The sequence below is a fragment of the Algoriphagus marincola DSM 16067 genome, from assembly GCF_000429405.1.
In the GTDB taxonomy this organism is placed as follows: Bacteria; Bacteroidota; Bacteroidia; order Cytophagales; family Cyclobacteriaceae; genus Algoriphagus; species Algoriphagus marincola.
On the sequence record NZ_KE386898.1, the window covers coordinates 203,215 to 228,959 of the forward strand.

Annotated in this window: 23 protein-coding genes; 19 read left to right on the forward strand and 4 right to left on the reverse strand. The window is 44.1% G+C overall.

The features are described 5' to 3' along the window. The first annotated feature begins 257 nt into the window (after positions 1-257). From mraZ to ftsZ, 13 genes are all read left to right on the forward strand, one after another. A complete protein-coding gene (gene mraZ / locus G457_RS0117900; RefSeq protein WP_026947676.1) occupies positions 258-692 on the forward strand; it encodes a division/cell wall cluster transcriptional repressor MraZ in 435 nt (144 codons plus the stop codon). Positions 693-695: 3 nt separating this feature from the next. After that, positions 696-1,607, forward strand: coding sequence for a 16S rRNA (cytosine(1402)-N(4))-methyltransferase RsmH (gene rsmH / locus G457_RS0117905; protein WP_026947677.1), 912 nt, complete (start codon positions 696-698; stop codon positions 1,605-1,607). Continuing rightward, positions 1,604-1,990, forward strand: a complete 387-nt coding sequence (locus G457_RS0117910) for an FtsL-like putative cell division protein (RefSeq protein WP_024283681.1) — start codon at positions 1,604-1,606, stop codon at positions 1,988-1,990. The genes rsmH and G457_RS0117910 overlap by 4 nt, the downstream gene beginning before the upstream one ends. Then, the gene (locus tag G457_RS0117915; protein ID WP_026947678.1) at positions 1,987-4,092 is read left to right on the forward strand and encodes a penicillin-binding protein; all 2,106 of its coding nucleotides are present in this window, start codon (positions 1,987-1,989) and stop codon (positions 4,090-4,092) included. The genes G457_RS0117910 and G457_RS0117915 overlap by 4 nt, the downstream gene beginning before the upstream one ends. A 1-nt stretch (position 4,093) precedes the next feature. After that, positions 4,094-5,557: a UDP-N-acetylmuramoyl-L-alanyl-D-glutamate--2,6-diaminopimelate ligase gene (locus tag G457_RS0117920; protein ID WP_026947679.1), complete on the forward strand. Its 1,464-nt coding sequence runs from the start codon at positions 4,094-4,096 to the stop codon at positions 5,555-5,557. 1 nt (position 5,558) lies between these two features. Next, positions 5,559-6,770: a phospho-N-acetylmuramoyl-pentapeptide-transferase gene (gene mraY, locus G457_RS0117925; RefSeq protein ID WP_026947680.1), complete on the forward strand. Its 1,212-nt coding sequence runs from the start codon at positions 5,559-5,561 to the stop codon at positions 6,768-6,770. Between the two features lies 1 nt (position 6,771). Further along, a complete protein-coding gene (murD, locus tag G457_RS0117930) occupies positions 6,772-8,124 on the forward strand; it encodes a UDP-N-acetylmuramoyl-L-alanine--D-glutamate ligase (RefSeq protein WP_026947681.1) in 1,353 nt (450 codons plus the stop codon). Next, positions 8,121-9,299 (forward strand): FtsW/RodA/SpoVE family cell cycle protein, encoded by a 1,179-nt coding sequence (locus G457_RS0117935; RefSeq protein ID WP_026947682.1) that lies wholly within the window; start codon positions 8,121-8,123, stop codon positions 9,297-9,299. The genes murD and G457_RS0117935 overlap by 4 nt, the downstream gene beginning before the upstream one ends. 26 nt (positions 9,300-9,325) lie before the next feature. Next, complete coding sequence (gene murG, locus G457_RS0117940; protein WP_026947683.1) at positions 9,326-10,408, forward strand: undecaprenyldiphospho-muramoylpentapeptide beta-N-acetylglucosaminyltransferase; 1,083 nt, start codon at positions 9,326-9,328, stop codon at positions 10,406-10,408. After that, entirely contained in the window at positions 10,405-11,820 is a 1,416-nt protein-coding gene (gene murC, locus G457_RS0117945) for a UDP-N-acetylmuramate--L-alanine ligase (RefSeq protein WP_026947684.1), read from the forward strand. The genes murG and murC overlap by 4 nt, the downstream gene beginning before the upstream one ends. Next, a complete protein-coding gene (locus G457_RS0117950) occupies positions 11,817-12,569 on the forward strand; it encodes a cell division protein FtsQ/DivIB (RefSeq protein ID WP_026947685.1) in 753 nt (250 codons plus the stop codon). Before murC ends, G457_RS0117950 begins: the two co-directional genes overlap by 4 nt. A gap of 10 nt (positions 12,570-12,579) precedes the next feature. Next, complete coding sequence (ftsA, locus tag G457_RS0117955) at positions 12,580-13,890, forward strand: cell division protein FtsA (protein ID WP_024283672.1); 1,311 nt, start codon at positions 12,580-12,582, stop codon at positions 13,888-13,890. A gap of 96 nt (positions 13,891-13,986) precedes the next feature. Beyond that, complete coding sequence (gene ftsZ, locus G457_RS0117960; RefSeq protein ID WP_248602879.1) at positions 13,987-15,633, forward strand: cell division protein FtsZ; 1,647 nt, start codon at positions 13,987-13,989, stop codon at positions 15,631-15,633. A 3-nt stretch (positions 15,634-15,636) separates the two neighbouring features. Here ftsZ and G457_RS0117965 read toward each other — a convergent pair whose 3' ends face one another. Further along, the gene (locus G457_RS0117965) at positions 15,637-16,161 is read right to left on the reverse strand and encodes an NADPH-dependent FMN reductase (RefSeq protein WP_026947687.1); all 525 of its coding nucleotides are present in this window, start codon (positions 16,159-16,161) and stop codon (positions 15,637-15,639) included. A 93-nt stretch (positions 16,162-16,254) separates the two neighbouring features. Here G457_RS0117965 and G457_RS0117970 point away from each other — a divergent pair, with 93 nt between their 5' ends. Further along, positions 16,255-17,073: a purine-nucleoside phosphorylase gene (locus tag G457_RS0117970; protein WP_026947688.1), complete on the forward strand. Its 819-nt coding sequence runs from the start codon at positions 16,255-16,257 to the stop codon at positions 17,071-17,073. On the opposite strand, the gene G457_RS0117975 is transcribed toward G457_RS0117970, so the two are convergent. After that, positions 17,070-17,540 (reverse strand): hypothetical protein, encoded by a 471-nt coding sequence (locus G457_RS0117975; protein WP_026947689.1) that lies wholly within the window; start codon positions 17,538-17,540, stop codon positions 17,070-17,072. The genes G457_RS0117970 and G457_RS0117975 overlap by 4 nt on opposite strands. An 89-nt stretch (positions 17,541-17,629) precedes the next feature. Here G457_RS0117975 and G457_RS0117980 point away from each other — a divergent pair, with 89 nt between their 5' ends. From G457_RS0117980 to G457_RS0118000, 5 genes are all read left to right on the forward strand, one after another. After that, on the forward strand, positions 17,630-20,047 hold the full coding sequence (locus G457_RS0117980) for a TonB-dependent receptor (protein ID WP_026947690.1): 2,418 nt from the start codon (positions 17,630-17,632) through the stop codon (positions 20,045-20,047). Then, entirely contained in the window at positions 20,040-21,134 is a 1,095-nt protein-coding gene (locus G457_RS0117985; RefSeq protein ID WP_026947691.1) for a DUF4249 domain-containing protein, read from the forward strand. Before G457_RS0117980 ends, G457_RS0117985 begins: the two co-directional genes overlap by 8 nt. 80 nt (positions 21,135-21,214) lie before the next feature. Further along, positions 21,215-21,949, forward strand: a complete 735-nt coding sequence (locus tag G457_RS0117990) for a ThuA domain-containing protein (protein WP_026947692.1) — start codon at positions 21,215-21,217, stop codon at positions 21,947-21,949. A gap of 66 nt (positions 21,950-22,015) precedes the next feature. Further along, positions 22,016-22,597 (forward strand): NifU family protein, encoded by a 582-nt coding sequence (locus G457_RS0117995; RefSeq protein ID WP_026947693.1) that lies wholly within the window; start codon positions 22,016-22,018, stop codon positions 22,595-22,597. 10 nt (positions 22,598-22,607) lie between these two features. Beyond that, positions 22,608-23,684, forward strand: coding sequence for a DUF3810 domain-containing protein (locus G457_RS0118000; RefSeq protein ID WP_026947694.1), 1,077 nt, complete (start codon positions 22,608-22,610; stop codon positions 23,682-23,684). Positions 23,685-23,709: 25 nt separating this feature from the next. Here G457_RS0118000 and G457_RS0118005 read toward each other — a convergent pair whose 3' ends face one another. Together G457_RS0118005 and dusB are read right to left on the reverse strand one after the other, a co-directional pair. Continuing rightward, positions 23,710-24,624, reverse strand: a complete 915-nt coding sequence (locus G457_RS0118005) for a DMT family transporter (RefSeq protein ID WP_026947695.1) — start codon at positions 24,622-24,624, stop codon at positions 23,710-23,712. Positions 24,625-24,722: 98 nt separating this feature from the next. After that, positions 24,723-25,712, reverse strand: coding sequence for a tRNA dihydrouridine synthase DusB (gene dusB / locus G457_RS0118010; protein WP_026947696.1), 990 nt, complete (start codon positions 25,710-25,712; stop codon positions 24,723-24,725). Positions 25,713-25,745: the final 33 nt, after the last annotated feature.

A 25,745-nucleotide genomic window follows, 5' to 3' on the forward strand; every position in this document is an offset into this window, starting at 1 on the left:
TCAAACAGAATTTTTTTTCTAGAAAAATCTATCAAAAAAGGCTCTTTTTTGGACATTTTTGGCCTTTTTCTTTTCCTATCTAATTCCTTGATACCCAATAAAATTTCCATGATTTTTTTGAAAATTTATTGGGAGGAATCAATCTTTTGGCTACTTTTAGTACAAAGTGGGAAAAAGTGGAGTAAAGTGGTAGAATGTGAAAATCATTTTATTACTTTTGTTTTTACGAGTTCTCGCAAAAAAAGCGCAACGGAATAATGTTCAACAGCCACTATGATTGTAAGCTTGACCCGAAGGGTCGCCTGGCTTTGCCTTCCAAGATAAAGGGAGCAATACCGGAGGCGAATGGGTCTACTTTGATGCTTCGCATGGCAGAAGATCGTTGTCTTGCGCTTTATCCGCTTGTAGAGTATCGCAAGCTTGAGAATCAGATTAAGTCTTTGAACATCAATAACCCAGAGCAGCGAGCGCTGCAAAGGGCTTTTTTCAATTCGGTTGTGGATGTGGAGTTGGATAGTGCGGGCCGAATCTTGATCCCAAAGCAGTTTCAGGCTTATGCCAGTTTGGAAAAGGAAGTAGTCGTAGCGGGAAATGGAACCCGGATCGAAATCTGGAATCCTGAGAACCATGCCAAGCACGTCATTCCTGATCCAGCGGATCTGTCAGCATTAATGGAAAAATATCTCTCCTAAATCATGACGGCTTCTGTATACCATATTCCAGTGATGCTCGCCCAATGCACTGAAGGCTTGGCTATTGACCCCAATGGTGTTTATGTCGATGTGACTTTTGGTGGAGGAGGACATTCCCGCGAAATCCTGAAGTATTTGGATACGGGACATCTTTATGGTTTTGATCAGGATCCAGATGCGGAAGCAAATATTCCGGAAGATTCTCGCTTCACTTTTGTAGCGGCAAATTTCAGAGATATCAAGAAGTACTTGAGGCTATACGGAGTCCGACAAGTAGATGGGATCCTAGCTGACTTGGGGATTTCTTCCCATCAGATTGATGAACCGGCCCGTGGATTTTCCACACGGTTTGAAGGAGAGCTGGATATGCGCATGAATCCCTCTCAGGGAAAAAGTGCCAAGGATGTACTCAACTCCTATTCGGAGCAGGATCTTCATAAGATTCTGGGGATGTATGGTGAGGTGAAAAATGCAAAAACTTTAGCGCAAGCTATCGTATCACATCGATCTGAAAATCCCTTTGAAACTACAGAGGGATTGACTGCATTCTTGAAAAAATATGCTCCGAGGGGCAAAGAGTTTAAATATTTCGCTCAGGTATTTCAGGCACTTCGGATCGAGGTAAATGATGAAATGGCGGCCTTGGAAGAAATGCTATTGGGTGCGATTGAGCTTTTGAAACCGGAAGGAAGATTGGTAGTAATGAGCTATCACAGCTTGGAAGATCGCTTGGTGAAAAATCTAATCCAAAAAGGAAAATTCCAAGGGGAGCTAGAAAAGGATTTTTTCGGAAATCCCATTCGTCCTTTAGAGCCTGTCAGTAGAGGTGCAATTACCGCTTCGGCTGAGGAAATAGCAGAAAACCCGCGAGCCAGAAGTGCAAAGTTGAGAGTGGCAAAAAAATTAGGGAAATGAGCCAGAATACTTTTCGGAAAAAGCTGAAATCAACCAACAAGTCCCGTACGACTGGGACTGGGAGATCGATTTTTTCCTGGATTGAGGAAAAGCTCGATGTGACCAGGGTTTTGGGGGAAGGGGTTCCTGTCCAATTGGTGCCTCCTATAGGTTTTGTGGCGCTATTGGCGCTTATATATATATGGGGAAATCACCGGGCTGAAAATATGGTCCGAAAAATTGAAAAGGTGCAGCAAGAGGTGGAGGATATCCGTGCGGATGTCACTACGCTCGAGGCAGAGTATATGCTTAGTAGTATGCAGTCCGAGCTCGCTAAAAAAGTAGCGGCCAGAGGTATCGTTGAATTAGATAAGCCACCGGTAAAAATAGAAGTAGAAGAGTGAACATTAAGCGATCCATAGTGCTCCGAGTTAGGGTGGTTTTCATCCTGATTGCGCTTGCGACAGCAGCGATACCGCTTCGTATTGTCAAAATCCAAGTAGAGGAAGGCGATAAGTGGCATGAAAAAGCACAAACGATCAATTTTCAGTACCGTGAGGTTCCTGCGACAAGAGGAAATATTTATGCTGGAGACGGGAGTCTTCTTGCGACTAGTTTGCCTTTTTATCGGGTTGCGCTTGATCCTACTATGGCCAAAAAAGCACTTTTTGATTCTGGCATAGATTCTTTGGCAAATAATCTTTCTGCATACTATCGAGATAAGTCTGCCAAGGCTTACAAGCGTATGATTATGGATGCCCGATTGGAAAAGAAGCGATACATCGTACTCAATCGACGTCAGGTAGGCTATCAGGATATGCAAAAGATGGCAGAATGGCCAATTTTTAGAGAGGGAAGACTGGGAGGCGGAGTGCTCTTTGAAAAAGTAGAAAAGCGCTATCGTCCATTTAATTCCCTGGCCAGTCGCACAGTCGGATTCGTCAATGAGGATGAATACGGCGCTGGAATCGAATATAGCTTTAATGAATACTTAAAAGGGCGTGATGGCAAAGCTCTTTTTCAGCGGATTGCCGGAGGAAGTTGGAAGCCTGTTTTTGATGCAGAGGATATCAAGCCGGAAGATGGTTTTGATGTAATTACCACCCTGGATGTCAATATTCAAGATGTCGCAGAGACTGCGCTGCTTCGACAGTTAGAAGATCGGGATGCAGCTTTTGGTTCGGTCATTGTCATGGAGGTGAAGACTGGAAAAATCAAAGCCATTGCCAATCTTCAGAAAAATAAGAATGGTCGAGGCTATGGCGAAAACTACAATTTTGCCATTGGCGATCAAGGAAATACAGAGCCTGGATCCACTTTTAAGCTATTCTCCATGCTGGCGCTTTTGGAGGAGAATAAAGTCTCTTTGGAGGAGAAAATCGAAACAGGAAACGGAGCGCACCGATTCTACAATCAAGTCATGCGCGATGCCAAAAACGGTGGCTATGGTACGATTACCATTCGGGAAGCTTTTGAGAAGTCTTCCAATGTGGCTATTTCCAAATTGGTTGACATGCATTTTGGTTCTAGCCCCTCGAAGTTTTTGGGCTATTTGGATCAGGTGGGACTTCGTGAGCCATTTGAATTTCAGCTAGCAGGAGAGGGGAAGCCATTTTTCAAAAAACCGGGAGAAAAAGACTGGTACGGGACTTCTTTGCCTTGGATTTCTATTGGCTATGAAAGCAAGCTGAATCCCATTCATACTTTGGCCTTGTATAATGCCGTTGCCAACGAAGGCAAAATGGTCAAGCCATACTTGATCCAAGCAATTGTAAGAGGTAATAAAATTGAAAGGCAGTGGGATACGGAAGTGATTCGAAGGAAAATCGCCTCTGAAAAGACTATAAAGCAACTTCAGGAATTGCTTGAAGGAGTCGTAGTGAGAGGTACGGCTAAGAACATTGCCAATGCTGAATATGCGATTGCTGGTAAGACAGGCACAGCCCAAAAGCTGGAGAATGGACGCTATACCAAGCGATACTACACAAGCTTTGCAGGATACTTTCCTGCAGACCGACCGAAGTATTCCATGATTGTGGTGATCGATAGCCCGACGGGTTTTGCAGCATACGGAGGGGATGTTTCAGCCCCGGTATTCAAGGAGATTGCCGATAAAATTTACGCAGTGGACCTTGAGCTCAACCCTTCTTCGCAAGACCTTATTGCCTCTGAGGAAAAGTCTAGCAACACTCCTTTTGTCAAAGCAGGAAAGGCAGAAGAAATCCATCAAATTTTGGAAAAGCTAGGTGTACCAAGTGCTCCCGTTCAGCCTGAAGAATGGGTGAAAGTGGTTGCCAACCAAAATCAAATCAACTGGAAAACCAATGATACGGATGCCGCAACCGTTCCAGATGTATCTGGACTGTCGCTGAGAGATGCACTATTCATTTTGGAGAATAAGGGGATTCGGGTCAATTACAGTGGAAGGGGAATTGTCAAAAGTCAATCCCTAAACCCTGGTACTCCACTTGAGAGAAATACAATTATCAAACTTGAATTGGGATAAGTTGAAAGTATTAAAAGACATATTATATAAAGTATCCTTGCTCAGCACCATTGGCGATATGGAAGTGCGGGTGAAGGATATTGTCTTTGATAGCCGAAAGGTGTCCAAGGGTTCAGTTTTCGTAGCCATCGCGGGTACGCAGGTTGACGGACATGAGTTTATTGATAAAGCCGTCGAATTAGGTGCTAAGGCTGTGGTCTGTGAAACACTTCCTGAGTCACCTGTAACCTCCATCACCTGGGTACAGGTCAAAAACTCCGCTCAGTCTTTGGGGGTCTTAGCTTCCAATTATTTTGGCAATCCATCCAGTGAAATCAAGGTGGTGGCTGTTACCGGGACTAATGGCAAAACTACTTCGGTCACTTTACTTCATCAGCTTTTCATGGCGATGGGCTATAGTACGGGTTTACTTTCTACAGTAGAAAATAAAATCAACGAGGAGATTGTTCCTGCTACCCATACCACACCGGATGCGGTCAGCATTCAAGCTTTGCTTCGCCAAATGGTCGAGGCAGGCTGTACGCATTGCTTTATGGAGGCGAGTTCTCATGCGATCGTACAAGAGCGAATCGCAGGTTTGAAATTGATCGGAGCGATCTTTACCAATATCTCTCATGATCACTTGGACTACCACAAGACCTTCGATGAATACATCAAGGCAAAGAAAAAACTCTTTGATGACCTTCCCAAAGATGCATTTGCGCTCGTCAATGGAGACGATAAGCGAGGGATGGTGATGGTGCAGAATTGCCGGGGTACCCATCAAACTTTTGCGCTCAAATCTGCAGCAGACTTCAAAGCGAAAATCATATCCAATACCATCGAAGGCTTGGAACTGGACATCAATGGCAGACAGGTGTGGTTTAGGCTAATCGGGGCATTTAATGCTTACAACCTGTTAGGTGCTTTTGGAACTGCCGTGCTTCTAGGAGAAGACGAGGAAGAGGTTTTGCAACACCTCTCTGCCATCCCAGGAGCGAAAGGACGATTTGACCGAATCACAGGAGCTGGTATCACGGCAATCGTTGACTATGCCCATACCCCTGATGCACTTGAGAATGTATTGAAAACCATCAATGGAGTGCGGACCGGAGGTGAGCAAGTGATTACCGTAGTCGGTTGCGGTGGAAATCGGGACACGACCAAGCGTCCCATCATGGCCAAAATAGCCGTGAGGGAAAGTGATAAAGTGATTTTGACATCTGATAATCCTCGATTCGAGGAGCCAGAGCAAATCATTAAAGACATGCAAGCGGGTGTTGGACCAACTGAAATGCGTAAAGTCCTGAGTATTGTTGATCGTCGCGAAGCGATTAGGACTGCCTGTATGCTTTGCAAAAAAGGAGATATCATCCTGATCGCTGGAAAAGGTCACGAAGACTATCAAGAAATACAAGGTGTAAAACACCACTTTGACGATGCCGAGGTAGTGGGAGAAATTTTGAATCAACTCAGCCAAAACTGAAATGTTATACCCGATTTTTGAATATTTGGATCAAGTATGGGACCTGCCTGGAGCCGGGGTGTTTCGCTACATCTCTTTCCGAGCTGGTATGGCAGCCATTCTGTCCTTGATCATTACCATTACTTTTGGGCATCGCATCATCAATTGGATTCGCAATCGCCAAATTGGAGAAACTGTCCGGGACCTCGGATTAGAAGGGCAATCTCAGAAGAAGGGTACGCCTACCATGGGTGGATTGATGATCATTTCTGCTATTGTTATCCCTACTTTGCTTTTCGGAGACCTAGACAATATCTACATCATTCTATTGCTCATCACTACGCTTTGGCTGGGGGGAATCGGATTTTTGGATGATTACATCAAGGTATTTAAAAAGAATAAGGAAGGACTCAAAGGTCGATTCAAAATCGTCGGTCAGATCGGGATTGGAATTATTGTAGGTGCGACACTTTATTTTCACGATGATGTGGTTATTCGTGAGTTCTCTACCCCAGTATCGGTCGAAAGTGGCGTAGTGGAAACTCCTGCCTTTCAAGATGTAAAAGCCCTTAAGACGACCATTCCTTTTGTTAAGAATAATGAGCTAAACTATGAGCGGCTCTTAGGTTTTATGGGCGAAGCGGTCACTCCATTTTTATACATTTTGGTGGTGATATTTATCATCACGGCCGTTTCAAATGGCGCTAACATTACAGATGGGATTGACGGCTTAGCGGCGGGTACATCAGCCATCATTGGCTTGACTATTGCAATTTTTGCATACCTCAGCGGTAATGCCATTTTCTCACAATACCTGAATATCATGTACATCCCCAACTCAGGTGAGTTGGTGATTTTTGCTTCGGCATTTATCGGTGCTTGTATCGGATTCCTTTGGTACAATGCCTATCCAGCCCAGGTTTTCATGGGGGACACCGGTTCCCTGATGTTGGGAGGAGCTATTGCAGTCATGGCCTTGGCACTTCGAAAGGAGCTGCTTATTCCGGTGATGTGTGGAATTTTCGTCATCGAGAATCTGAGCGTAGTCCTGCAAGTAGGCTATTTCAAATACACCAAGAAGAAATATGGAGAGGGTAGAAGGATTTTCCTCATGTCCCCACTTCACCATCATTATCAAAAGCGAAATATTCCTGAAGCTAAAATTGTCACACGATTTTGGATCGTGGGAATTTTACTCGCAGTTGTCACACTTGCCACTTTGAAATTGAGATAATTTGAAAAACGTAGCCATCATAGGAGCCGGAGAAAGTGGATTGGGAGCAGCATTGTTCGCCAAGCAGATGGGCTATGGGGTTTTCGTAACGGATTTGGGTCAAATCAAGGAGGAAAGAAAGGCTGAGTTGATCAAAGCAGAAATCGAATTTGAAGAAGGAAGACATTCGGAAGAGAGAGTACTAGATGCAGACTTGATTGTGAAAAGCCCCGGGATTCCTTATTCAACTCCCTTGATTCGAAAGGCTGTCGATAAAGGTCTTGCAGTTATTGATGAGTTGGAATTGGCGCATCATGTTTCCAATGGAAAAATCATTGCTATCACAGGCACAAATGGCAAGACTACTACTACGCTTTTGATCTACCATCTGCTAAAGAGTGCTGGGCTCAATGTGGGCTTGGCGGGTAATGTCGGTCATAGCTGGTCAGGACAATTGTTGCAAGGTGATAAAGACTGGTGGGTGATCGAGACGAGCAGCTTTCAGATTGACGGCATGCAAACTTTTCATCCTCACATCGCCATTTTGACTAATGTCACTCCTGATCATCTGGATCGCTATGAAGGTCAGGTAGAAAAATATATGAAGTCAAAATTCCGGCTTTTTATCAACCAAAAAGCAAATGATTTTGCACTCTTCTACAAAGAAGATATGATTTCAAAAAGCGGAATAGAGGAAGCAAAAATCAGGGCAAAAAAGCATTTCATCTCTTTGAATGCCGAGAATAACCCTTCTGCTTTTCTGCAGGGTGATGAACTCGTCGCAAAGGTAAACCAAGAAGAAATCAGGATTCCTAAAAAGGTGCTTCCTATTGCCGGCAAGCACAATGTAATCAATGCTCTTTTTGCTATAACCGCAGCAAGGATTGCAGGTCTCAGTCAGGCTCAAATAGAAGCGGGGCTTCAAAGCTTCAAGAATGCTCCTCATCGCTTGGAAAAGGTAGCTGAAATAGAAGGTGTCAGCTATATCAATGACAGTAAAGGCACCAATGTGGAGGCAACTACTTATGCTTTGGAAAGCTACAGCCAAGGAGTCATTTGGATAGCTGGAGGGGTAGATAAGGGTAATGATTATACGCCTCTTGTACCATTGGTTAGTGCTCGTGTCAAAGCTCTGATCTGCCTTGGAAAAGACAATGTAAAGCTTCAAAAAGCCTTTGCTGGAGTAATCGATGAGATAAGAGAAACTCAAAATATAAAAGAGGCAATCACCTGGAGTCGTCAAATGGCACAGAAAGGTGATGTGGTCTTGCTTTCGCCTGCGTGTGCAAGCTTTGATCTTTTCAAGAATTATGAGGACCGGGGCGATCAGTTCCGAGCCGGAGTTTTGGATTTAAAAATGAAAATCAGCGCATGAGCCAGTTTAAAGCATGGATAGATGAGCATTTCAAGGGAGACCCCATTATCTGGGGTATCGTGATACTGCTGTCTCTATTTAGTATCCTGGTGGTGTATTCTGCGACAGGGTCTTTGGCTTATAAATATGCCGGTGGAAATACCGAATTGTACCTGGTAAGGCATTCAGCACTGGTATTCGTTTCTCTAGGAGTCATGTGGCTGGCCCATAAGGTGCCTTATCGAAACTATGCCCTCTACGCCAGATTGGCTATGTACCTTTCCATGCCTCTGCTTTTGATTACCTACTTATTTGGCTCCAATATCAACGAGGCTAATCGATGGTTGACAATCCCGGTAATCAATCAGGCGTTTCAACCTTCCGATCTGGCAAAATTGGCTCTCATCGCAGCATTGGCTGCTATGCTAGCCAGAAGACAAAATAACATTAAGGACTTCAAGAGTACATTCTTACCCATCATCATCGCAATTGGTGTGATTTGCGCTTTGATAGGACTGGCAAATATGTCTACGGCCATCTTGCTGCTATGCACCTGTCTATTGATCATGTTTATCGGAAGAGTACCTGTGAAATATCTGCTGGTAGTCGTGATGGTGGGAGTTTTGGGCTTGACTGCTGCGATATTTTTGGGACAAAGAGGGGAAACGTTCCAGTCTAGGATTACAGACTTTGTGGAGTCCTCCTCAGACGATAGCAAAATCCCCTTCCAAGCAGAGCAGTCCTACATCGCTATCGCAACGGGAGGAATTACGGGCAAGGGTCCTGGAAATTCTGAGCAAAGAAACTCATTGCCACACCCTTATTCTGACTTTATCTATGCCATCATCATTGAAGAGTATGGAATGATCGGCGGAGTGGCTGTCCTTTTCCTATATCTGGCTTTGCTATATCGAGGAATGCGAATTGTCGCCAATTCCAATAAAGCATTTGGAGGCTTGTTATCTGCAGGTCTCAGCTTCGCACTCGTCATTCAAGCATTGGTAAATATGGCGGTAGCCGTAGGTCTTGGACCTATCACCGGGCTTCCACTTCCTCTACTAAGTATGGGAGGGACGTCCTTGGTATTTACAGGAATTTCCTTGGGGATTATCCTTTCTGTCAGCCGAGGAGATCATCAGGATGAATTACAAACCGGGACTGCGATGAACAGACCCAAACTAAAAGCAGCAATCTAATCGAAAAGTCAGCAACATATCGCCTTTTGATCAGTGGTGGAGGTACCGGAGGACATATCTATCCTGCTATTGCCATCGCCAATGCCTGGGTAGAAAAGCATCCCGATAGCGAGGTGCTTTTTGTGGGTGCCTTGGGTAAAATGGAGATGCAGAAGGTCCCTGAGGCTGGCTACAAAATCATTGGATTACCAGTGGCGGGATTACAGCGATCCTTGACTTGGAAAAATCTATCCTTCCCCTTTAAGCTGATCAAAAGCTTGGCAAAAGCAGGGGAGATTGTCAAAGATTTCAAGCCTCAGGTAGTGATCGGAGTTGGTGGCTATGCAAGTGCACCGGTGCTCTATGCTGCTCAAGGCAAAAAAATCCCAACTCTGATTCAGGAGCAAAATTCCTATGCGGGAATAACCAATAAAATCCTATCTAAGCGGGCAAAAACCATCTGTGTCGCCTATCCAAACATGCAGTCTTTTTTCCCTGCTGATCGATTGGTCTTGACTGGCAATCCGGTAAGAAAAGATATCCTCAATCTCGATGGCAAGCGGGAAAAAGCAATGGCTCACTTTGATATGGATCCAACTAGAAAGACGCTTTTGGTTTTGGGGGGATCCTTGGGGGCAAGGACGCTTAATCAAGCTACGCTAAAGGATATGCAGGCATTTGAAAAGGATGGTTATCAGGTGCTTTGGCAGTCTGGCAAATACTATTTCAAAGACATGTCAAAGGCAGTGGAGGATTCTGGATTAGAGCACATCCATCTTCGGGAATTCATTCGCGAAATGGATCTAGCCTATTCAGCTGCAGATGTAATCGTGTCGCGTGCAGGGGCGCTTTCTGTTTCGGAGCTTTCGCTTGTAGGCAAGCCGGTGGTTTTTATTCCGTCTCCCAATGTGGCAGAAGATCATCAGACCAAAAATGCCATGGCCTATGTACTGCAAGAAGCAGCACTCATTTTAAAGGATGCCGAGGCAGTAGGCCAAATGAAGGAAGAGGTGGATAGCATCATGAATGAGCCTGATCTAGTAAAAAAATTGAGTCAAAATATTCGCGCTTTGGCAAAGCCAAATGCTGCTGAAGAGATAGTAAATGAAATAGAAAAGTTAATCGCTTGAATCTAAAGGAAATACATAGCGTCTTTTTTCTCGGAATCGGAGGGATAGGAATGAGTGCTTTAGCCCGCTGGTTTAAGCATAAAGGCTATGCCGTTTCCGGATACGATCGTACAGCCTCACCGCTTACTGACGAACTCCAGAATGAGGGTGTTCCGGTGATGTTTGAGGATGATTCATACAAGCTTCCAAGCAGTCTTTTTGATAATAAAGAGGCCTTGTTGGTGGTATGGACCCCTGCTGTACCTAGAGATTCGAAATTGTATCAATTCTTTGAACGGGAAGAAATCCAAATCAAAAAGCGCTCAGAGGTTCTTGGGCTTCTTTCATCCGAAAACTACACTATAGCTGTGGCTGGAACCCATGGGAAGACCACCACTTCATCGATGATCGCTCATCTCTTGAAGTCAGCGAATAAGCCGGTAACAGCTTTCCTTGGTGGTATTACCCAAAATTATCAAAGCAATCTCCTGATCAATAGTTCGAAGGATAAAACTATCATGGTGGTAGAAGCCGATGAGTTTGATCGGTCTTTCCTTCGCTTAAATCCTGAAATGGAGATCATTACCAGTGTGGATCCTGACCATCTGGATATTTACGGTGATGAAAGTAGCATCGTCGAAGGCTTCCGGGAGTTTGTAGGACTTCTCAAGAAAAAAGGAAAGCTATTTATTCAAGACAAAGCTCTACAGCGATTGGGTGAACCGGTGGCTGATAAGAAAGGTATTTCCACCTATGGACTGAGAGCTTCTACCGGTATTCATGCGGATAATGTAAAAGCCAAGCCAGGATCATTTGTCTTTGACTATCTGGATGTAAAGATGCAAATCAAGGGTTTGGAACTCTTTATTCCTGGATTTCACAATGTGGAGAATGCTCTTGCAGCGATAGCAGTTGCCCTGCATTTTGAATTGACTGAAGAGCAAATCAAAAAGGGTCTGGCTAGTTTCCGAGGGGTCAAGCGTCGATTTGAAATCCATCTCAACGAACCTCGCAAGGTATATGTGGACGACTATGCACATCATCCGGAGGAGATCCGTGCATGTTTGAGTTCGATTCGGGCCATGTATCCGGGACTAAAGCTGACGGTGATTTTTCAGCCACATCTTTTTACCAGGACTAGGGATTTTGCTACAGGTTTTTCTGAGAGTCTTTCCCTCGCAGACCAGGTACTGCTTTTGGATATCTATCCGGCGAGAGAGCTTCCGATTCCAGGAGTGAATTCGGAAATGCTTTTGGAGAGTATTCAGGCAGATACGAAGATGACTGTGGCCAAAGAGAAGCTATTCGAGGTTTTGGAAATCCTACAGCCAGAAGTACTGGTGACTATGGGGGCAGGCGATATTGATCGACTCGTGCCAAAAGTGAAAATATGGTTTTCGGAAATGTCTAATTCAACTGAACAAGGAGTATGAAAAGACTGAAGAAATATGGAGTTTTTGTGATTTTGACCTTGATCTTGGGTGGCTTTATTGCTTTTGTAGAAAAGCAAAGTATCTACAAAACATACCAAGGAACAGAAATCGAAATCGAGGGAGTAAGTGGATTGTATTTCGTGGATAAGCAGGAGATAGAAACCCTGCTCGCAGAAGCCTTCCCGAATTTGAAAGTAGGTCTCCTTCTCGAAGAGGTACCATTGAATGCGATTGAGGATCGCCTAGAGGGACATCCATTTATCAAAATGGCTGACGCGAGTATAGGGCAGAAAGGAATCCTTCAGCTCTACCTCGAGCAGCATCAACCTATTGCGAGGATTGTGCGCCCGCTTGCTGCTGATGGGTACATCACCACGGAGGGTAAAATCATTCCCATTTCACCGAGCTATACGAGTCGTGTGCTGATTCTTAGCGGTGATATGGCAGAAAAGCTACTGAATGAGGGTGGAGTGATGAATCAAATGCCAGAATTGATGGATTTGATTCGCTTTATCTCAGAAGATGAATTTTGGAATGCACAAATCACGGAGGTGGAGATCAGGGAGCGTGATGACATTCGACTCTATCAGCAGGTGGGAGAGCAAGTGATTGAATTGGGAGATGCTGCAGACCTAGAGGATAAGTTTGATCGAATTCAGATTTTCTACAGTGAAATTCTTCCCCGTAAAGGCTGGGATGCCTATGATCGGGTCAGTGTAAAATTTAAGGAACAAATAGTCTGTGAATAAAAGCTTGGGTATGGAAAATGAAAAATTAATCGTCGGATTAGACATAGGCACCACAAAAATCTGTGCCATTGTCGGTCGCAAGAATGAATACGGAAAACTCGAAGTTCTGGGAATGGGCAAGGCCGTCTCAGATGGAGTGGACCGAGGTGTCGTTACCAACATCGACAAGACCGTGCACGCTATCCAAAAAGCCGTAGAAGAAGCTTCTGATATGGCTGATGTGGAAATAGGCGAGGTGATTGTCGGTATTGCCGGGCAGCACATTCAGAGCAAAATGCAAAGTGGAAGCATTATGCGTCAGCCATCTGAAGATGAAATCACGGTAGAAGATGTACGCCGTCTTTCTTCTGAGATGGAAAATATTTTGGTACCTCCCGGAAACAGAATCATTCACGTGATGCCACAAGACTACACCGTGGATTACGAAGGAGGAATCAAAGATCCCGTGGGTATGTCCGGTACGCGCTTGGAGGCTGATTTCCATATCATCACAGCACAGACCACCGCGATCAACAACATCAATCGATGCGTGAGAAGAGCAGACCTCACGTCCAAGCAATTGATACTGGAGCCTCTTGCCAGTTCCTTGGCAGTTCTTAGCGATGAAGAGAAGGAAGCAGGTGTTTGCTTGGTGGATATTGGAGGTGGTACGACGGACGTAGCGATTTTTTATGAAAATATCATCCGTCATACAGCGGTGATTCCACTCGGAGGAAACATTATTACTAAGGATATCAAAGAAGGATGCATGGTCATGCAGAAGCAGGCCGAACTCCTCAAAACGCGTTTTGGTAAAGCAATTGCCAACGAGGCCAACCCTAATGAGATCGTATCCATACCTGGTCTCAGAAACAGGCCGCCGAAGGAGATTTCCATTCGAAACCTTGCCAGCATTATCCAAGCCCGAATGGAAGAAATCATTGATATCGTCCAAAATGAGATTTGGCAAAGCGGCTATTACAAGAAGCTTACCGGAGGAATTGTCATCACAGGCGGGGGTTCCCAGCTTCAGTGTATTTCCCAGCTTTTCGAATTCCAAACTGGCCTAGATACCCGAATCGGCTACCCAAATGAGCATTTAGGAAAGACAGCTCTCGAGGATGTCAAAAGCCCGATGTATGCTACTTCGGTAGGATTGGTTTTGGCAGGATTCAAATCCCTGGATGACCGGGAAGAAAGCTACAATAAGCGCATTGCTAACGGCGGGGTACAGAAAATTGCTCCCAAGCGGGAGTTCAATGCAAAAGATATTTTCCGAAACATCAGCGATAGGCTCAAGAGCATTATCCATGATGAAATCGGAGACGATAGTAATTACTAGGGCTTATGATTGGGGAGATAATGGACGCTGTCTTTTGTTTCCCTCCATTTCAAACCTTAAAGAAAAAATAGAAACTAGTTCACCAAATAAATAAATATGTCAGATAACATGAAAGATTACAGATTTGATCTTCCAAAAAATCAAAAGTCAATTATCAAGGTAATTGGCGTCGGAGGTGGTGGCTCTAATGCAGTCAACCACATGTACAATCAAGGAATCAAGGACGTGGAGTTTGTCGTGGTCAATACCGACGCACAGGCTTTGAAGTCTAGTCCAGTTCCTTTGAGGCTTCAGTTGGGTGCCAACCTAACAGAGGGACTTGGTGCAGGTGCCAATCCTGAGCAAGGAAAAAATGCCGCACTTGAGTCTCAGGAGGAAATCCGAGAGCTACTTGCAGACAACACCAAAATGGTATTTATCACTGCCGGAATGGGTGGTGGAACCGGCACAGGAGCTGCACCAGTATTGGCTAAGATTGCCAAGGAGTTGAATATCCTGACTGTAGGTATTGTGACCGCACCATTTATGTTTGAGGGTCGCAAGAAGATGGCTGTCGCTCAGGCAGGTATCGAGGCTTTGAGAGAAAACTGCGATACAGTTCTCGTCATCCTAAATGATAAGCTAAGAGAGATTTATGGCAATTTGGCTATCCGAACTGCATTTGGAAAAGCCGATGATATTTTGACTACAGCCGCAAAATCCATTGCTGAGATCATCACGATCCATCAGGATGTCAATGTGGACTTTGAAGATGTGAAGACTGTCATGAAAGATGCGGGTGCAGCTGTCATGGGATCTTCTACAGAAGAAGGCGAAGGCCGCGCTATCCGTGCCGCCGGAGCTGCAATTTCCTCTCCGCTTCTAAACAATGTCGATATCAAAGGAGCAGAGAAAATCCTCCTTTCTATTATGTCCGGTGAGGATGAAGAACTTTCCATGGATGAGTTGAGTGAGATTACTGAGTACATCCAAGAAAAGGCCGGTGATAATGCTGAAGTAATCTTCGGTCAGGGCATCGATCCAGAGCTTGGCAAAGCTATCCGGGTTACGGTAATTGCCACGGGTTTTGAAATGGACAAACTAGATGGAACTCCAGCTGCGAAGCCAAAAGCTCAGATCGAACCAACTCCTGCACCAGTGGTAAAGGACACAAAGCCAGCTGAAGAAGAGGAAGAGATCAAAACCGTAATAAATCTAGAAAGCGGCAAAAGTGAAAAAGTGAAAGAAGAGCCGATTGCAGGAAGCACTTTCGTTTTCTCTAAACCCAATAAGCCAGTAGAAGAGCCAAAAGAGGAGGAAAAAGAAGAGCCTCGTCATGAGACTTTCCGATTTGATCTCCCAAAAGCTACTCCGGAGCAACCAAAAGAAGAATCCACTCCAGCTTCAGAACGAATTGTTCATGATCTTTATGAAGAAGAAGATGAGCCGAAGAATGAAGTGAAGGCAGAGGAAGAAAATGCTGATCCGGCTAAGCCTGTTTATGCGAATGACTTCTATGAGCAAATGAAACAAAAAGCTATTCAGCGTGCTCATGAGCGTTTTGAAAAGCTAAAAGGAAGCCGGTCATTCAATCCTAGCCCTGAAGAACTCAAGGAAAAACTTGAAGTACCGGCTTACCTTCGAAAGAACGTTACATTAAGCGAGCCTGAGCATAGTTCTGAGAACAATATCAGCAAGTTCAATGTAAGTGATGAAAATGAGATTTTGGGGAATAATCGCTTTCTCCACGATAATGTGGATTAAGGATTAAAACTCCATTAACATCTCTGCTTGGGTTTGCAGTAGTTCTATATAAAGCTTGTTGGTGAGCAAGTTATCTGACATATTCTGCTCGATTTTAGCCAGTTTTGGCTTGAGAGCGAGGACATGCATCCCCAAGTAATGGAAAATATCAGTGAGGTGGCTCAGTGCGATGCCACCTCCTCCTATTCCTGAAGAAAGGCCGACTAGTGCGGCCTTTTTGTATCTAAACGAATTGGGATAAGTCATCCCATCAATGAAAGTCTTCAGAATTCCCGGGAAAGAACCATTGTATTCAGGGACGATGAAGATGAATTTTTGGCCTTCGGCTACCTTTTGGTGAAAGCGATTGTAGGATTCATTTTTTCCGTTGTTTTCATAGAGTGCTGTTTCTATAAAATCATTCGGAAGTTCTTCTAGCTCTAAAATTTCAGAGGCTTGTCCTTTCTCACTTAAGATTTGCTGATATTGAAGTGCAATCAGTTTGGATACTGAGTTTTTTCTATTGGTACCGAGTATAATTTTAATCATAGCTTCTTTTGAATAACAAAGAATACAAGCTTTGGGCATCAAAAGTTCGAGGGATGCCTTAGATTCCTATCTTTAGGAGAAATTTTAAAACCGATGAACTACCTTACTCAAATTCATGAAGCTGCTCGATTTCTTAAAAATCTTTGCCCTGATCCTGTAGAAAATTTGATCATTTTGGGTACTGGATTGGGAAAGCTGGGAGATCAGATTGATATCAGTCTGGAGATTGATTACAGTGATATTCCCCATTTTCCCATTTCGACAGTCGAGACTCACTCCGGAAAGCTACTGATTGGTACTTTGGCTGGAAAGCCAGTGATTGCTATGCGAGGCCGTTTTCATTACTATGAGGGATATTCGATGCAGCAGCTCACTTTTCCAGTACGGGTGATGAAGCACCTAGGAGTGAAAAGACTGTTTGTTTCCAATGCTTCAGGTGGCCTCAATCCGGATCAAGCTGTAGGTGAGGTCATGATTTTGACAGACCATATTAACCTACTCCCTGATAATCCCCTCCGAGGTGAAAACCCTCCGGAATTTGGCCCGAGATTTCCAGATATGAGTGATGCTTACTCAAGTCGAATGGTCGAGATGGCCTTGGAAATTGCCAGGGAAAATAAGTTTAAAGTTCATACAGGAGTGTATGCGGCCGTGTCAGGCCCTAATTTGGAGACTCCTGCAGAGTATCGCTTTATCCGAATCATCGGGGCGGATGCGGTCGGAATGAGCACGGTACCAGAAGTAATAGTCGCTCGCCAATCCAACATGGAAGTCTTCGGGATTTCGGCCATTACCGACCTTGGAGTACCTGGGAAGATTCACAAAATCACCCTAGATGATGTAGTGGCAGCAGCAGCCAAAGCAGAGCCTATTTTGAGTAAAATTTTACTTGAATTGATCAAAAGGGTTTAATCCTGTGGGAGTTGGTCTATTGCCTGTAGAACTGATTCCATGTAGGGTTTGATCTCTTCAGGCCAGGTGCCTGGATCGGTATCAACTTGCCAATACATGATTCCTGTTCTATTTTCGAAAGCAAAATAAATCGCTCCCTGATCATCACAGTCAGGGCATCCTATCACAGCGAAGGGATTATTTCTCAGAAACTGAGGAAATTTCTCTTCCAGACCTTGAGCGATCGATAACCACTGTGGATCAAGTGGTTGCGATTTATAAGTAATTATGGCTGCTTCTCGGAAGCTGTTCATATTGTCGGCATATAGCCTTCCATTTTCTAGTTTGTAGATTTTGATACAATTGCCGGTGCAAAAGGCAGACCACCAACCAAAAATGAAGGCATCTTTTTGAGGAGCTTCATCTTCTTGACTGCAACCTAGGAATAGGAAAAGAATAATTAGTGAAGAAATATAAACCTGTCTCATTTGATCATTTTTTGGGGATTTTACGTAAGAAATTTTAAGTTTGTTTAATTCCTGAATTGGATAATAAATTCATTTTTGAATTTTAGTTTATGCGCGTAATCATTTTCTGCTTTTTATTTCTTTTTGTCATTTCAGGGCTTCATTCTCAGAATATTCCCGACTCATTGAGATATAATTTTGGAAAAGCAGAAGGTGCGCTACAGCAATCCTATATTTTAACTGGGAAGATAACAGACAAAGACACCGGAGAGCCTGTGGAAGGTGTTGGACTGCATTTGGATGGATTTTACACGGGCATCAATTCTGATCGATTCGGTACTTACTATATCTCCTTGACTCCCGGTTATCATCGATTGACATTCAGGCACTTGTCCAAAATTCCCATTTTCACTGAGCTGACTATCTACACCAATGCAGTGATCAATACCACGATTACCGAGAAAAGTTATGAGTTGGAAGGTGTAGTCGTTCAATCTGATGAGCCTGATCGAAATGTCAGAAATCCCATCACGGGAGTAACAAAGCTGACCACTCGAGAATTACGGGCGATTCCGGCTTTCTTGGGCGAGGCAGATATTTTTAAAGGTCTCCAGCTCCTTCCGGGGGTCAGTTCGGTAGGAGAAGGCACCTCAGGAATCAATGTACGCGGTGCCAAAACGGATCAAAATCTTCTGCTGATGGACGAGGCGATCGTTTTAAGTTCCAATCATGCCCTAGGCTTTTTATCTGCTTTCAATGCCGATGTCACAGAGACTTTTACCCTTTACAAGGGAAATCTTCCGGCAACCTTTGGAGGTCGGGCAGGTTCGGCCTTGAATATTGAAATGAAGCCCGGTTCTACAGAAAGTTGGCAAGGTCAAATCGGAGTAGGAACGTCCAATGGGAAAGTGCTGGTGGAGGGTCCTATTCAAAAAGATAAAATAGGTTTGATTTTTGGAGGTAGGATTTCCAATGCCAATTGGCTGCTTCGAAGAGCAAGAGACTTTGATATTCAAAATTCCCAACTCGACTTTTATGATGGCTATCTGGGACTCAATTGGAAAATCAAACAAGGTCATACACTGGAGGCAAAAACCTTGCTGACTGGAGATTATTTCAAGTTCTCAGATGAGTTTGGCTATGATTGGTCCAACCGTGTAAGCAGTTTGAATTATCGTGGGGTTTTAGGAGAAAATTGGTCGATCAAGGCATTGCTTGCAGATGGTGATTTTTCCAATTCTTTTTTCGATCCGGAGGGTCTCGATGCGGCATCGGTAGAAAATGGCATGCGTTATCAGCAGGCAAAAGCTACACTGACTTGGGCCAATGAAAAGCTTGCGATAAATTCAGGAGTGGAGGCAGTTTACTATCAAGGGAAGGACGAGCGAAGGAGTCCTTTTACAGCTGAATCCAATGTGCTCGAAGAAAAAATTGGGAAGGAGCGGGGCTTGGAAGTAGGTCTTTTCTCGAGTTTGGAATGGGATATGTCAGAGAAGACGGGTTTGGTAGGTGGGCTTCGCTTTGTGCAGTATAATCAACTGGGGCCGGATACAGTCTATCAGTACAGCGAAATAGGGCCTATCGCTACGGAGCAAATTGTTGGACAGGAAGTTTTTGGGGGTGGTTCTATCCAAACTTATTCCGGTCTGGAGCCAAGAATCTCCATTCGTCATAACCTAGATCAAAATGCCTCTTTGAAAGGCAGCTATGCACGGCTTTATCAGTATATCCAATCTATCAGTAATACCTTCGGTCCTACTCCGATCGATCTTTGGCAACTCAGTACCCGATACATCCCACCACAGCGATCAGATAATTTTTCCTTGGGATTTTTTAGAAATAGCAAGGATAATAAATGGGAGTTTTCTCTCGACGGATTTTATAGAATCACTCAAAATCAAATCGAATACAGGGATTTTGCGCAGGTTTTTCTTAATCCCCATATGGAGACTGAGGTTGTCCTGGGGGAAGGACGAGCCTATGGAGCGGAATTTTTGATTAAAAAGAATCTGGGAGTAGTCACTGGCTGGCTGGCCTATACTTATTCTCGATCTTTCTTCAGAAGTCAGGGACAGTTTGAGGAAACTCAAATCAACGGTGGGGATTGGTTTCCGAGCAATTATGATAAGCCCCATGAGGTCAATTTCATCCTCAGTCGAAAAATGTACCCAAGAGGTCTTTTTAACTTGAGTATCAATTATGCCACCGGAAGGCCAGTCAGTGCAGTGAATGCAAGTTACGTCGTCAATTCCCTGATCATTCCAGAATATAGTGAGCGGAATCAATATCGAATCCCGGACTATTTCCGAGTGGATATATCCTACACCGTGGAGAAGGTATTTTCTAAAAAGGGAGACAGTTTGAATTTCAGTATTTACAATCTTTTTGGAAGGAGAAATGCCTATTCGGTTTTTTGGCAAAAGGATGGGGATAGTAGGCAGTTGAGGCCTTACCGTTTGGCGGTATTAGGGTCTATTTTCCCTTCGATTACGTATAGTATTCAATTTGGAGGAGGTGACAATGAGTAGGTTTAAATTATATTTTGGAGTTTTTGCTACGCTGATTCTGTTTAATTCCTGCGTGGATCAGATTGACTTTCCGCTTAATCGGGGAGTAGAGAAGCTGATAGTCTTTGGGCAGTTGAACAACTTGGATGAGGATAAATTTGTAATGCTTTCGGAGACCACTTCTGCAGATCGCGAACCCCTCTTTTCAGGTCAATATTTAGTCCTTAATGATTTGCCAAGGCCTGTGACCAATGCTAATGTTTTTGTGGTAAATACCCAAAATCAACGCTTTTCGCTCAATCAGGTGGAGCCTGGGAAATACATGCTTCCAAGATCAGTTCAGATTCGGGAAGACGTCGGTTATTTTGTGGAGATTCAGATAGAAGGAAAAACGTATAGATCCGAACCTGAGCAGATGCCCGCGGCAGTTGGTACTGATGAGGTCAGCTATGAGTTCAGCCGGGGTGTTTTTGATAATGACCCGGATCGGGCTTTTATTTCGATTATTTCTGACGTGACTTTGCCAGAATCGGATAGTCCTTACTTTCTGCGCTGGGATGTCGATGAAGCTTACTATTGGAACCTGACTTTCTTTCCCAATCCCTTCAATAAAGCCCCACCAGACTGTTATGTTTTTGGGTTTCCGGATCCTGAGCGACTTCCGCTCTTTAGTGGTGAAAGCGTAAGAGCGGGAGTAAATTCCTCTTCGCAATTGCTCGCCCAGCGAATCGTCGATGAATCTTTCCTCAGTAGACATTACTTCAATGTCAGGCAGGTTAGCATTTCGAAGGATGCATTTCGGTATTGGAGTCGGGTAAAAGATCTGGTCAACAATACCGGTTCAGTATTTGATATTCCGCCTGCTCCCGTGCGGGGCAACGTTCGGAATAGTGCCAATCCAGACGAGGTGGTTTTGGGCTATTTTGAGGTGGCAAGGATATCTCAGGAGCGAATCTACACTACTCGGGCAGATGTTCCTTTTTTCATTTCGGAGGTTTGTACTTATTCTCCAGAAAGGCCCATCACCGACTATCCTGTGACCTGCCTTCGCTGCAGTGAATTTCCCAATAGTACGAATGACACGCCGCATTGGTGGTTTGATCAGTGAGTTATCCTGCCGATCGAGTAATTATTGAGACTTTGATCGGAGTAATTTGTATTTTCAAGAAAAATCAAACTCATAGACCTATGCAAAAGAAACTTTCAGGCTTGTTGCTATTTTTCTTCCTTTTCGGAGCTTTCACAGTTCAAGCCCAGCAATTTCGTGCGCTTGTTTTTAGCAAGACAGCAGGATTTCGTCATCAATCCATTCCCAACGGAGTGGTTGCTTTAAAGAAAATGGCAAACGATCAAGTTTTTTCAATTCATACTACGGAGGACGCTAATTACTTTACCGATAAAAACCTGGAGCGATTTGATGTAATTATATTGCTCAGCACCACTGGTACAATTTTCAATGAGGAGCAAAAAGCAGCTTTTCAGCGATTTGTACAGAGTGGAAAAGGTGTGGTTGGAATTCATGCCGCCACGGATACCGAATACGAATGGCCTTGGTACAATCAATTAATTGGCGCTTATTTCTTAGCTCATCCCAAGCAGCAAACCCTACGGCTTGAAGTGGTGGATTCGGATCATCCGGCGACCTGGCACCTTCCTAAAAACTGGCTTTGGACCGATGAACTCTATGAATTCCGCGATATCAATCCGAATATCAAGGTATTGCTCAATGCAGATGAGTCTACATACGAACCAGCCAAAGCCATGGGCGAAAATCACCCGATGGCTTGGTATCATGAGTTTGATGGAGGAAGGGTGTTTTATACCGCTTTAGGTCATGTGGATGCGGCCTTTGAGGATGCTGATTTTCTCAAGCACCTTTATGGCGGAATTTGGTATGCGGCTACCGGGCAGCCTTTCAAATAAGGAAATTGTTGCTTTTGGAACTTATCAGCAGCAAATCGGTTTAACCCAAATAAAACCAGAAATACCATGCTAAAAGCTCAAGCTAAGCCTGTTCACCTCTACATGGAGGCTAATCCCAATCCCAATTCTTTAAAGTTTGTGGCTAACTTTATGTTGGTAGAAGATGGGGTGAGTTTTGACTATCCCACACAAGAAAGTGCGGAAAACAGCCCCTTAGCGCAGGAATTGTTCAATTTTGCTTCAGTCGAGCGGGTTTTTGTTGCATCAAATTTTGTGACAGTCACTAAATCCGAATCAGTAGAATGGGCCGAAATCCAGACCATTATTCGAGACCATATTAAATCTTATTTAGAAGCTGGCAAAAAGGTAGTAAATGCCAAATTCGACAAGGACCCCTTATTCGATGAAAATGACTCCGAGATCGTCAAAAAGATCAAAGGAATCCTGGATGAATATATCCGTCCTGCTGTAGAGCAAGATGGGGGAGCAATCGTCTTTCATTCATTCCAAGATGGTGTGGTGAAAGTTTTGCTTCAGGGCTCCTGCTCTGGCTGCCCATCAAGTACCGTGACGCTTAAGGCAGGGATCCAAAACCTTTTGACTCGAATGCTACCCGAAGTCAAGGAAGTAGAAGCAGAAGGCATCTGATCGATAATGGATGAAACTTCGCCAGTGGATTTGGTTTTTCTTGGGAGTCTCGGCTCTGCTGATCAGAGGTCTAGCTAATAATTTTCCAGTTCAAACCGACCAAGTTTATTCAAGAGGTCTATTTCCATTTATCCGAATTGCATTTGATTATACGCTGGGAAAACTTCCTTTTCCCAGCGTTTTTTTATTTATAGCTCTTATTCTTTTTCTGATCCTCCTTTTTTTTCGAGGGTTTTACCGAAAGAAGGGTTTAAAACAAAGACTTTCATTTTCCTTCCGGTCTATTCTTAATTTTGCCGGAGGATTGCTTTTTTTCTTCATGCTCTTATGGGGCTTCAATTATCAGCGGACTCCTGTATCCCAGCAGCTAGGCCTTTCGGCTAAGCCCTTGGAACTGCATGAAATGAAAGCAGAAATTGAGGAGAATTATCGTGAGCTGCTCCTACTTCGGCAGCAGTTGAAATCTGATACCTTGCCGATTGTGCCAGAACTAGCTTATCAAGATTTGGAATCCGAAGTCCGTGACATTCTGGAGGATCAATTACCCTCCTTGGGAATATCGTTTTTGGGAAAGCCACGTACCAAACTTTTTCCACCTCCGGGGCTGATGCGAAGACTCGGGATTTTGGGTATCTATTTTCCTTATGTGGGAGAAAGCTACATCGACCCGACACTCCATCCGCTTGAGAAGCCTTTTACTATCGCTCATGAGATGGCACATAGCTTTGGAGTTACGGATGAGGGGGAGGCCAATTTTGTTGCTTGGGTGGTAGGTAGCCAATCCAAAAATCCTCTGCTGGGATACTCGGCATCTTTGCGATTATTTCTCTACCAGGTGCGGGATTATTATCGAATGGCTCCTGATGAATATTTGTCATGGACACAAAACTTGGATAGGGGAGTACTGAACGATATCCGATCCATTCAGGAACGAGCCGCTCAGTATCCACCTTTTTCATTGGAGATTAGCCGTAAAACCAATGATCTATTTTTGAAATCACAGGGAGTGAAAAGTGGAGTACTTAGCTATCAGGAATTACCGATGCTGGTGAAGGCTTGGAAGGAGAAAAAGCAGTTTTTGAATTAAGTATTTTAGAAAAGAAGTGGCAAAATTATGCCCTTTTAATCCTTTTTTTTCGATTCCCAATCCATACCCCCAAAATCACCGCAGCTATTCCTACATAATGCCCCCAAAGTAAAACTTCTCCGTCCCAAACTCCCCAAAGAATGGCGACAATGGGAATCAGATAAGTGACTGAACTGGCAAAGACTGGGCTGGCTGTTTTAACTAGCATATTGAAAAGAATCAGGGCCAAGGCAGTTCCCATGATCCCTAAAAGTGCCACATAGCCTAGGGCCTGCCAAGCTCCTGGTACGGAGACGAGCTTGTAAGAAAATTGGGTGCCTGCCATTAGATAAATCAATGCCACAGGCAGAACCATCAGTAGTGAAATTGCTGTGATTTCGATGGGTTTAAGTTCGACAAACCGAAATTTGATAATATTCAGGTTGAAACCATAGCAGGTGCAGGCCAGAATGACGAAGAAAGCGTAGGCATTAATGTCCGAAAGTGCTCCAAAACCACCGCCCTCTCTTACCGTCACCAAAATCAACACACCCAAAAAGGCGATTAAAAGGCCAAGAGCATTTCTTCGGGTAATTTTTGAACTGAAAAATAATGCTCCTACCAATACCACAAAGAGGGGTGTAAGTGCATTCAGCACCCCGGTAAGTGAGCTGCTGAGTTGGGTTTGAGCTTTTGCAAAAAGAAAGGCAGGGATAAAACTGCCGACCAAGCCGACTATGATTAAGTTTTGTACTTGTACGCTATTTAGAAAGCGAACCCGAGGAAGGGAAAGCGGAAGTAGGAAAGTGGCCGCAGCCACAATTCGAAAGGCTCCGAGTTCTCCCGGTGAGAAAATTTCCAATCCCCGCTTGATCAAAATAAAGGAACTTCCCCAGACTAATGCCAGAATGATCAGATAAATCCAGTTTCTTACCGAGCTCTCAGATGGCTGATTGGACATAGTTATTTGATTACGGGTTGGTGCCGCAAATGAAGCAATTCTGAACTGAAATTGTTTGGGAAAATTTTCAAGTGGGAATTAAAGACTAGCAAACAACTTTAGAAAACGTAATCTGCATAGACTTCTTCCACTTGGTCAAGGATAGCAGTTACTTCTTCGTAGGTATCTGCGGTGACCATATCCGTTCGATAAGGTTTGAAGTTTGGCATACCGCGGAAGTAGTTGGTATAGTGTCTTCTCATTTCCAGGATTCCAAGCTTTTCACCTTTCCATTTGATGGAAAAATCCAGATGCTCCTTGGCTATCCTAAGTCGCTCAGCCAAGTCTGGTGCGGGAAGCTTTTCACCGGTGGCTAAGAAATGTTTGATCTCATTGAAAATCCACGGGTAGCCTATCGAAGCTCTCCCGATCATCATTCCATTGACATTATACTTTGATTTATATTCAGCAGCTTTTTCCGGGGAATCGATATCTCCATTGCCAAAGACAGGAATATGTAATCTCGGATTTTCTTTCACCTTATTCAGGTAAGACCAGTCGGCTTCACCTTTATACATTTGTTGCCTTGTACGGGCATGAATACTGATAGCCTGAATGCCTACATCTTGGAGTCTTTCCGCTACTTCGACGATTCGGATTGTGTCATGGCTCCAGCCTAGGCGTGTTTTCACTGTGACGGGAATATTTACCGCTTTGACAATCTCCTCAGTCATAGAGACCATTTTATCAATATCCAGTAAAATTCCTGCACCGGCACCTTTACAAGCTACTTTATGCACTGGGCATCCATAGTTGATATCCAAAATATCCGGACCGGCAGCCTCAGCAATGGCAGCAGCTTCACGCATAGATTCGATTTCATTTCCGAATATCTGAATGCCAATAGGTCGCTCATATTCGAAAATATCCAGCTTTTGGACACTTTTTGCTGCATCACGGATCAGTCCTTCCGAGCTAATAAACTCCGTATACATGAGGTCTGCGCCGTTTTTTTTGCAAACAGCCCGAAATGGCGGATCACTCACATCCTCCATGGGTGCCAATAAAAGTGGGAATTCTCCGAGTTCTAAGTTTCCTATCTTTACCACTGCTTATTCTAAATTTGGCGTAAATTTACGTCC

Coding starts and splice junctions, on each gene's coding strand:
- G457_RS0117910 (WP_024283681.1), top strand. CDS start 1,604: ATGAGCCAGAATACTTTTCGGAAAAAGCTGAAATCAACCAACAAGTCC.
- mraZ (WP_026947676.1), top strand. CDS start 258: ATGTTCAACAGCCACTATGATTGTAAGCTTGACCCGAAGGGTCGCCTG.
- G457_RS0117935 (WP_026947682.1), top strand. CDS start 8,121: ATGAGCCAGTTTAAAGCATGGATAGATGAGCATTTCAAGGGAGACCCC.
- mraY (WP_026947680.1), top strand. CDS start 5,559: ATGTTATACCCGATTTTTGAATATTTGGATCAAGTATGGGACCTGCCT.
- G457_RS0117990 (WP_026947692.1), top strand. CDS start 21,215: ATGCAAAAGAAACTTTCAGGCTTGTTGCTATTTTTCTTCCTTTTCGGA.
- ftsZ (WP_248602879.1), top strand. CDS start 13,987: ATGTCAGATAACATGAAAGATTACAGATTTGATCTTCCAAAAAATCAA.
- G457_RS0117970 (WP_026947688.1), top strand. CDS start 16,255: ATGAACTACCTTACTCAAATTCATGAAGCTGCTCGATTTCTTAAAAAT.
- G457_RS0117950 (WP_026947685.1), top strand. CDS start 11,817: ATGAAAAGACTGAAGAAATATGGAGTTTTTGTGATTTTGACCTTGATC.
- G457_RS0117995 (WP_026947693.1), top strand. CDS start 22,016: ATGCTAAAAGCTCAAGCTAAGCCTGTTCACCTCTACATGGAGGCTAAT.
- G457_RS0118000 (WP_026947694.1), top strand. CDS start 22,608: ATGAAACTTCGCCAGTGGATTTGGTTTTTCTTGGGAGTCTCGGCTCTG.
- G457_RS0117965 (WP_026947687.1), bottom strand. CDS start 16,161: ATGATTAAAATTATACTCGGTACCAATAGAAAAAACTCAGTATCCAAA.
- G457_RS0117980 (WP_026947690.1), top strand. CDS start 17,630: ATGCGCGTAATCATTTTCTGCTTTTTATTTCTTTTTGTCATTTCAGGG.
- G457_RS0118005 (WP_026947695.1), bottom strand. CDS start 24,624: ATGTCCAATCAGCCATCTGAGAGCTCGGTAAGAAACTGGATTTATCTG.
- rsmH (WP_026947677.1), top strand. CDS start 696: ATGACGGCTTCTGTATACCATATTCCAGTGATGCTCGCCCAATGCACT.
- ftsA (WP_024283672.1), top strand. CDS start 12,580: ATGGAAAATGAAAAATTAATCGTCGGATTAGACATAGGCACCACAAAA.
- G457_RS0117985 (WP_026947691.1), top strand. CDS start 20,040: ATGAGTAGGTTTAAATTATATTTTGGAGTTTTTGCTACGCTGATTCTG.
- G457_RS0117975 (WP_026947689.1), bottom strand. CDS start 17,540: ATGAGACAGGTTTATATTTCTTCACTAATTATTCTTTTCCTATTCCTA.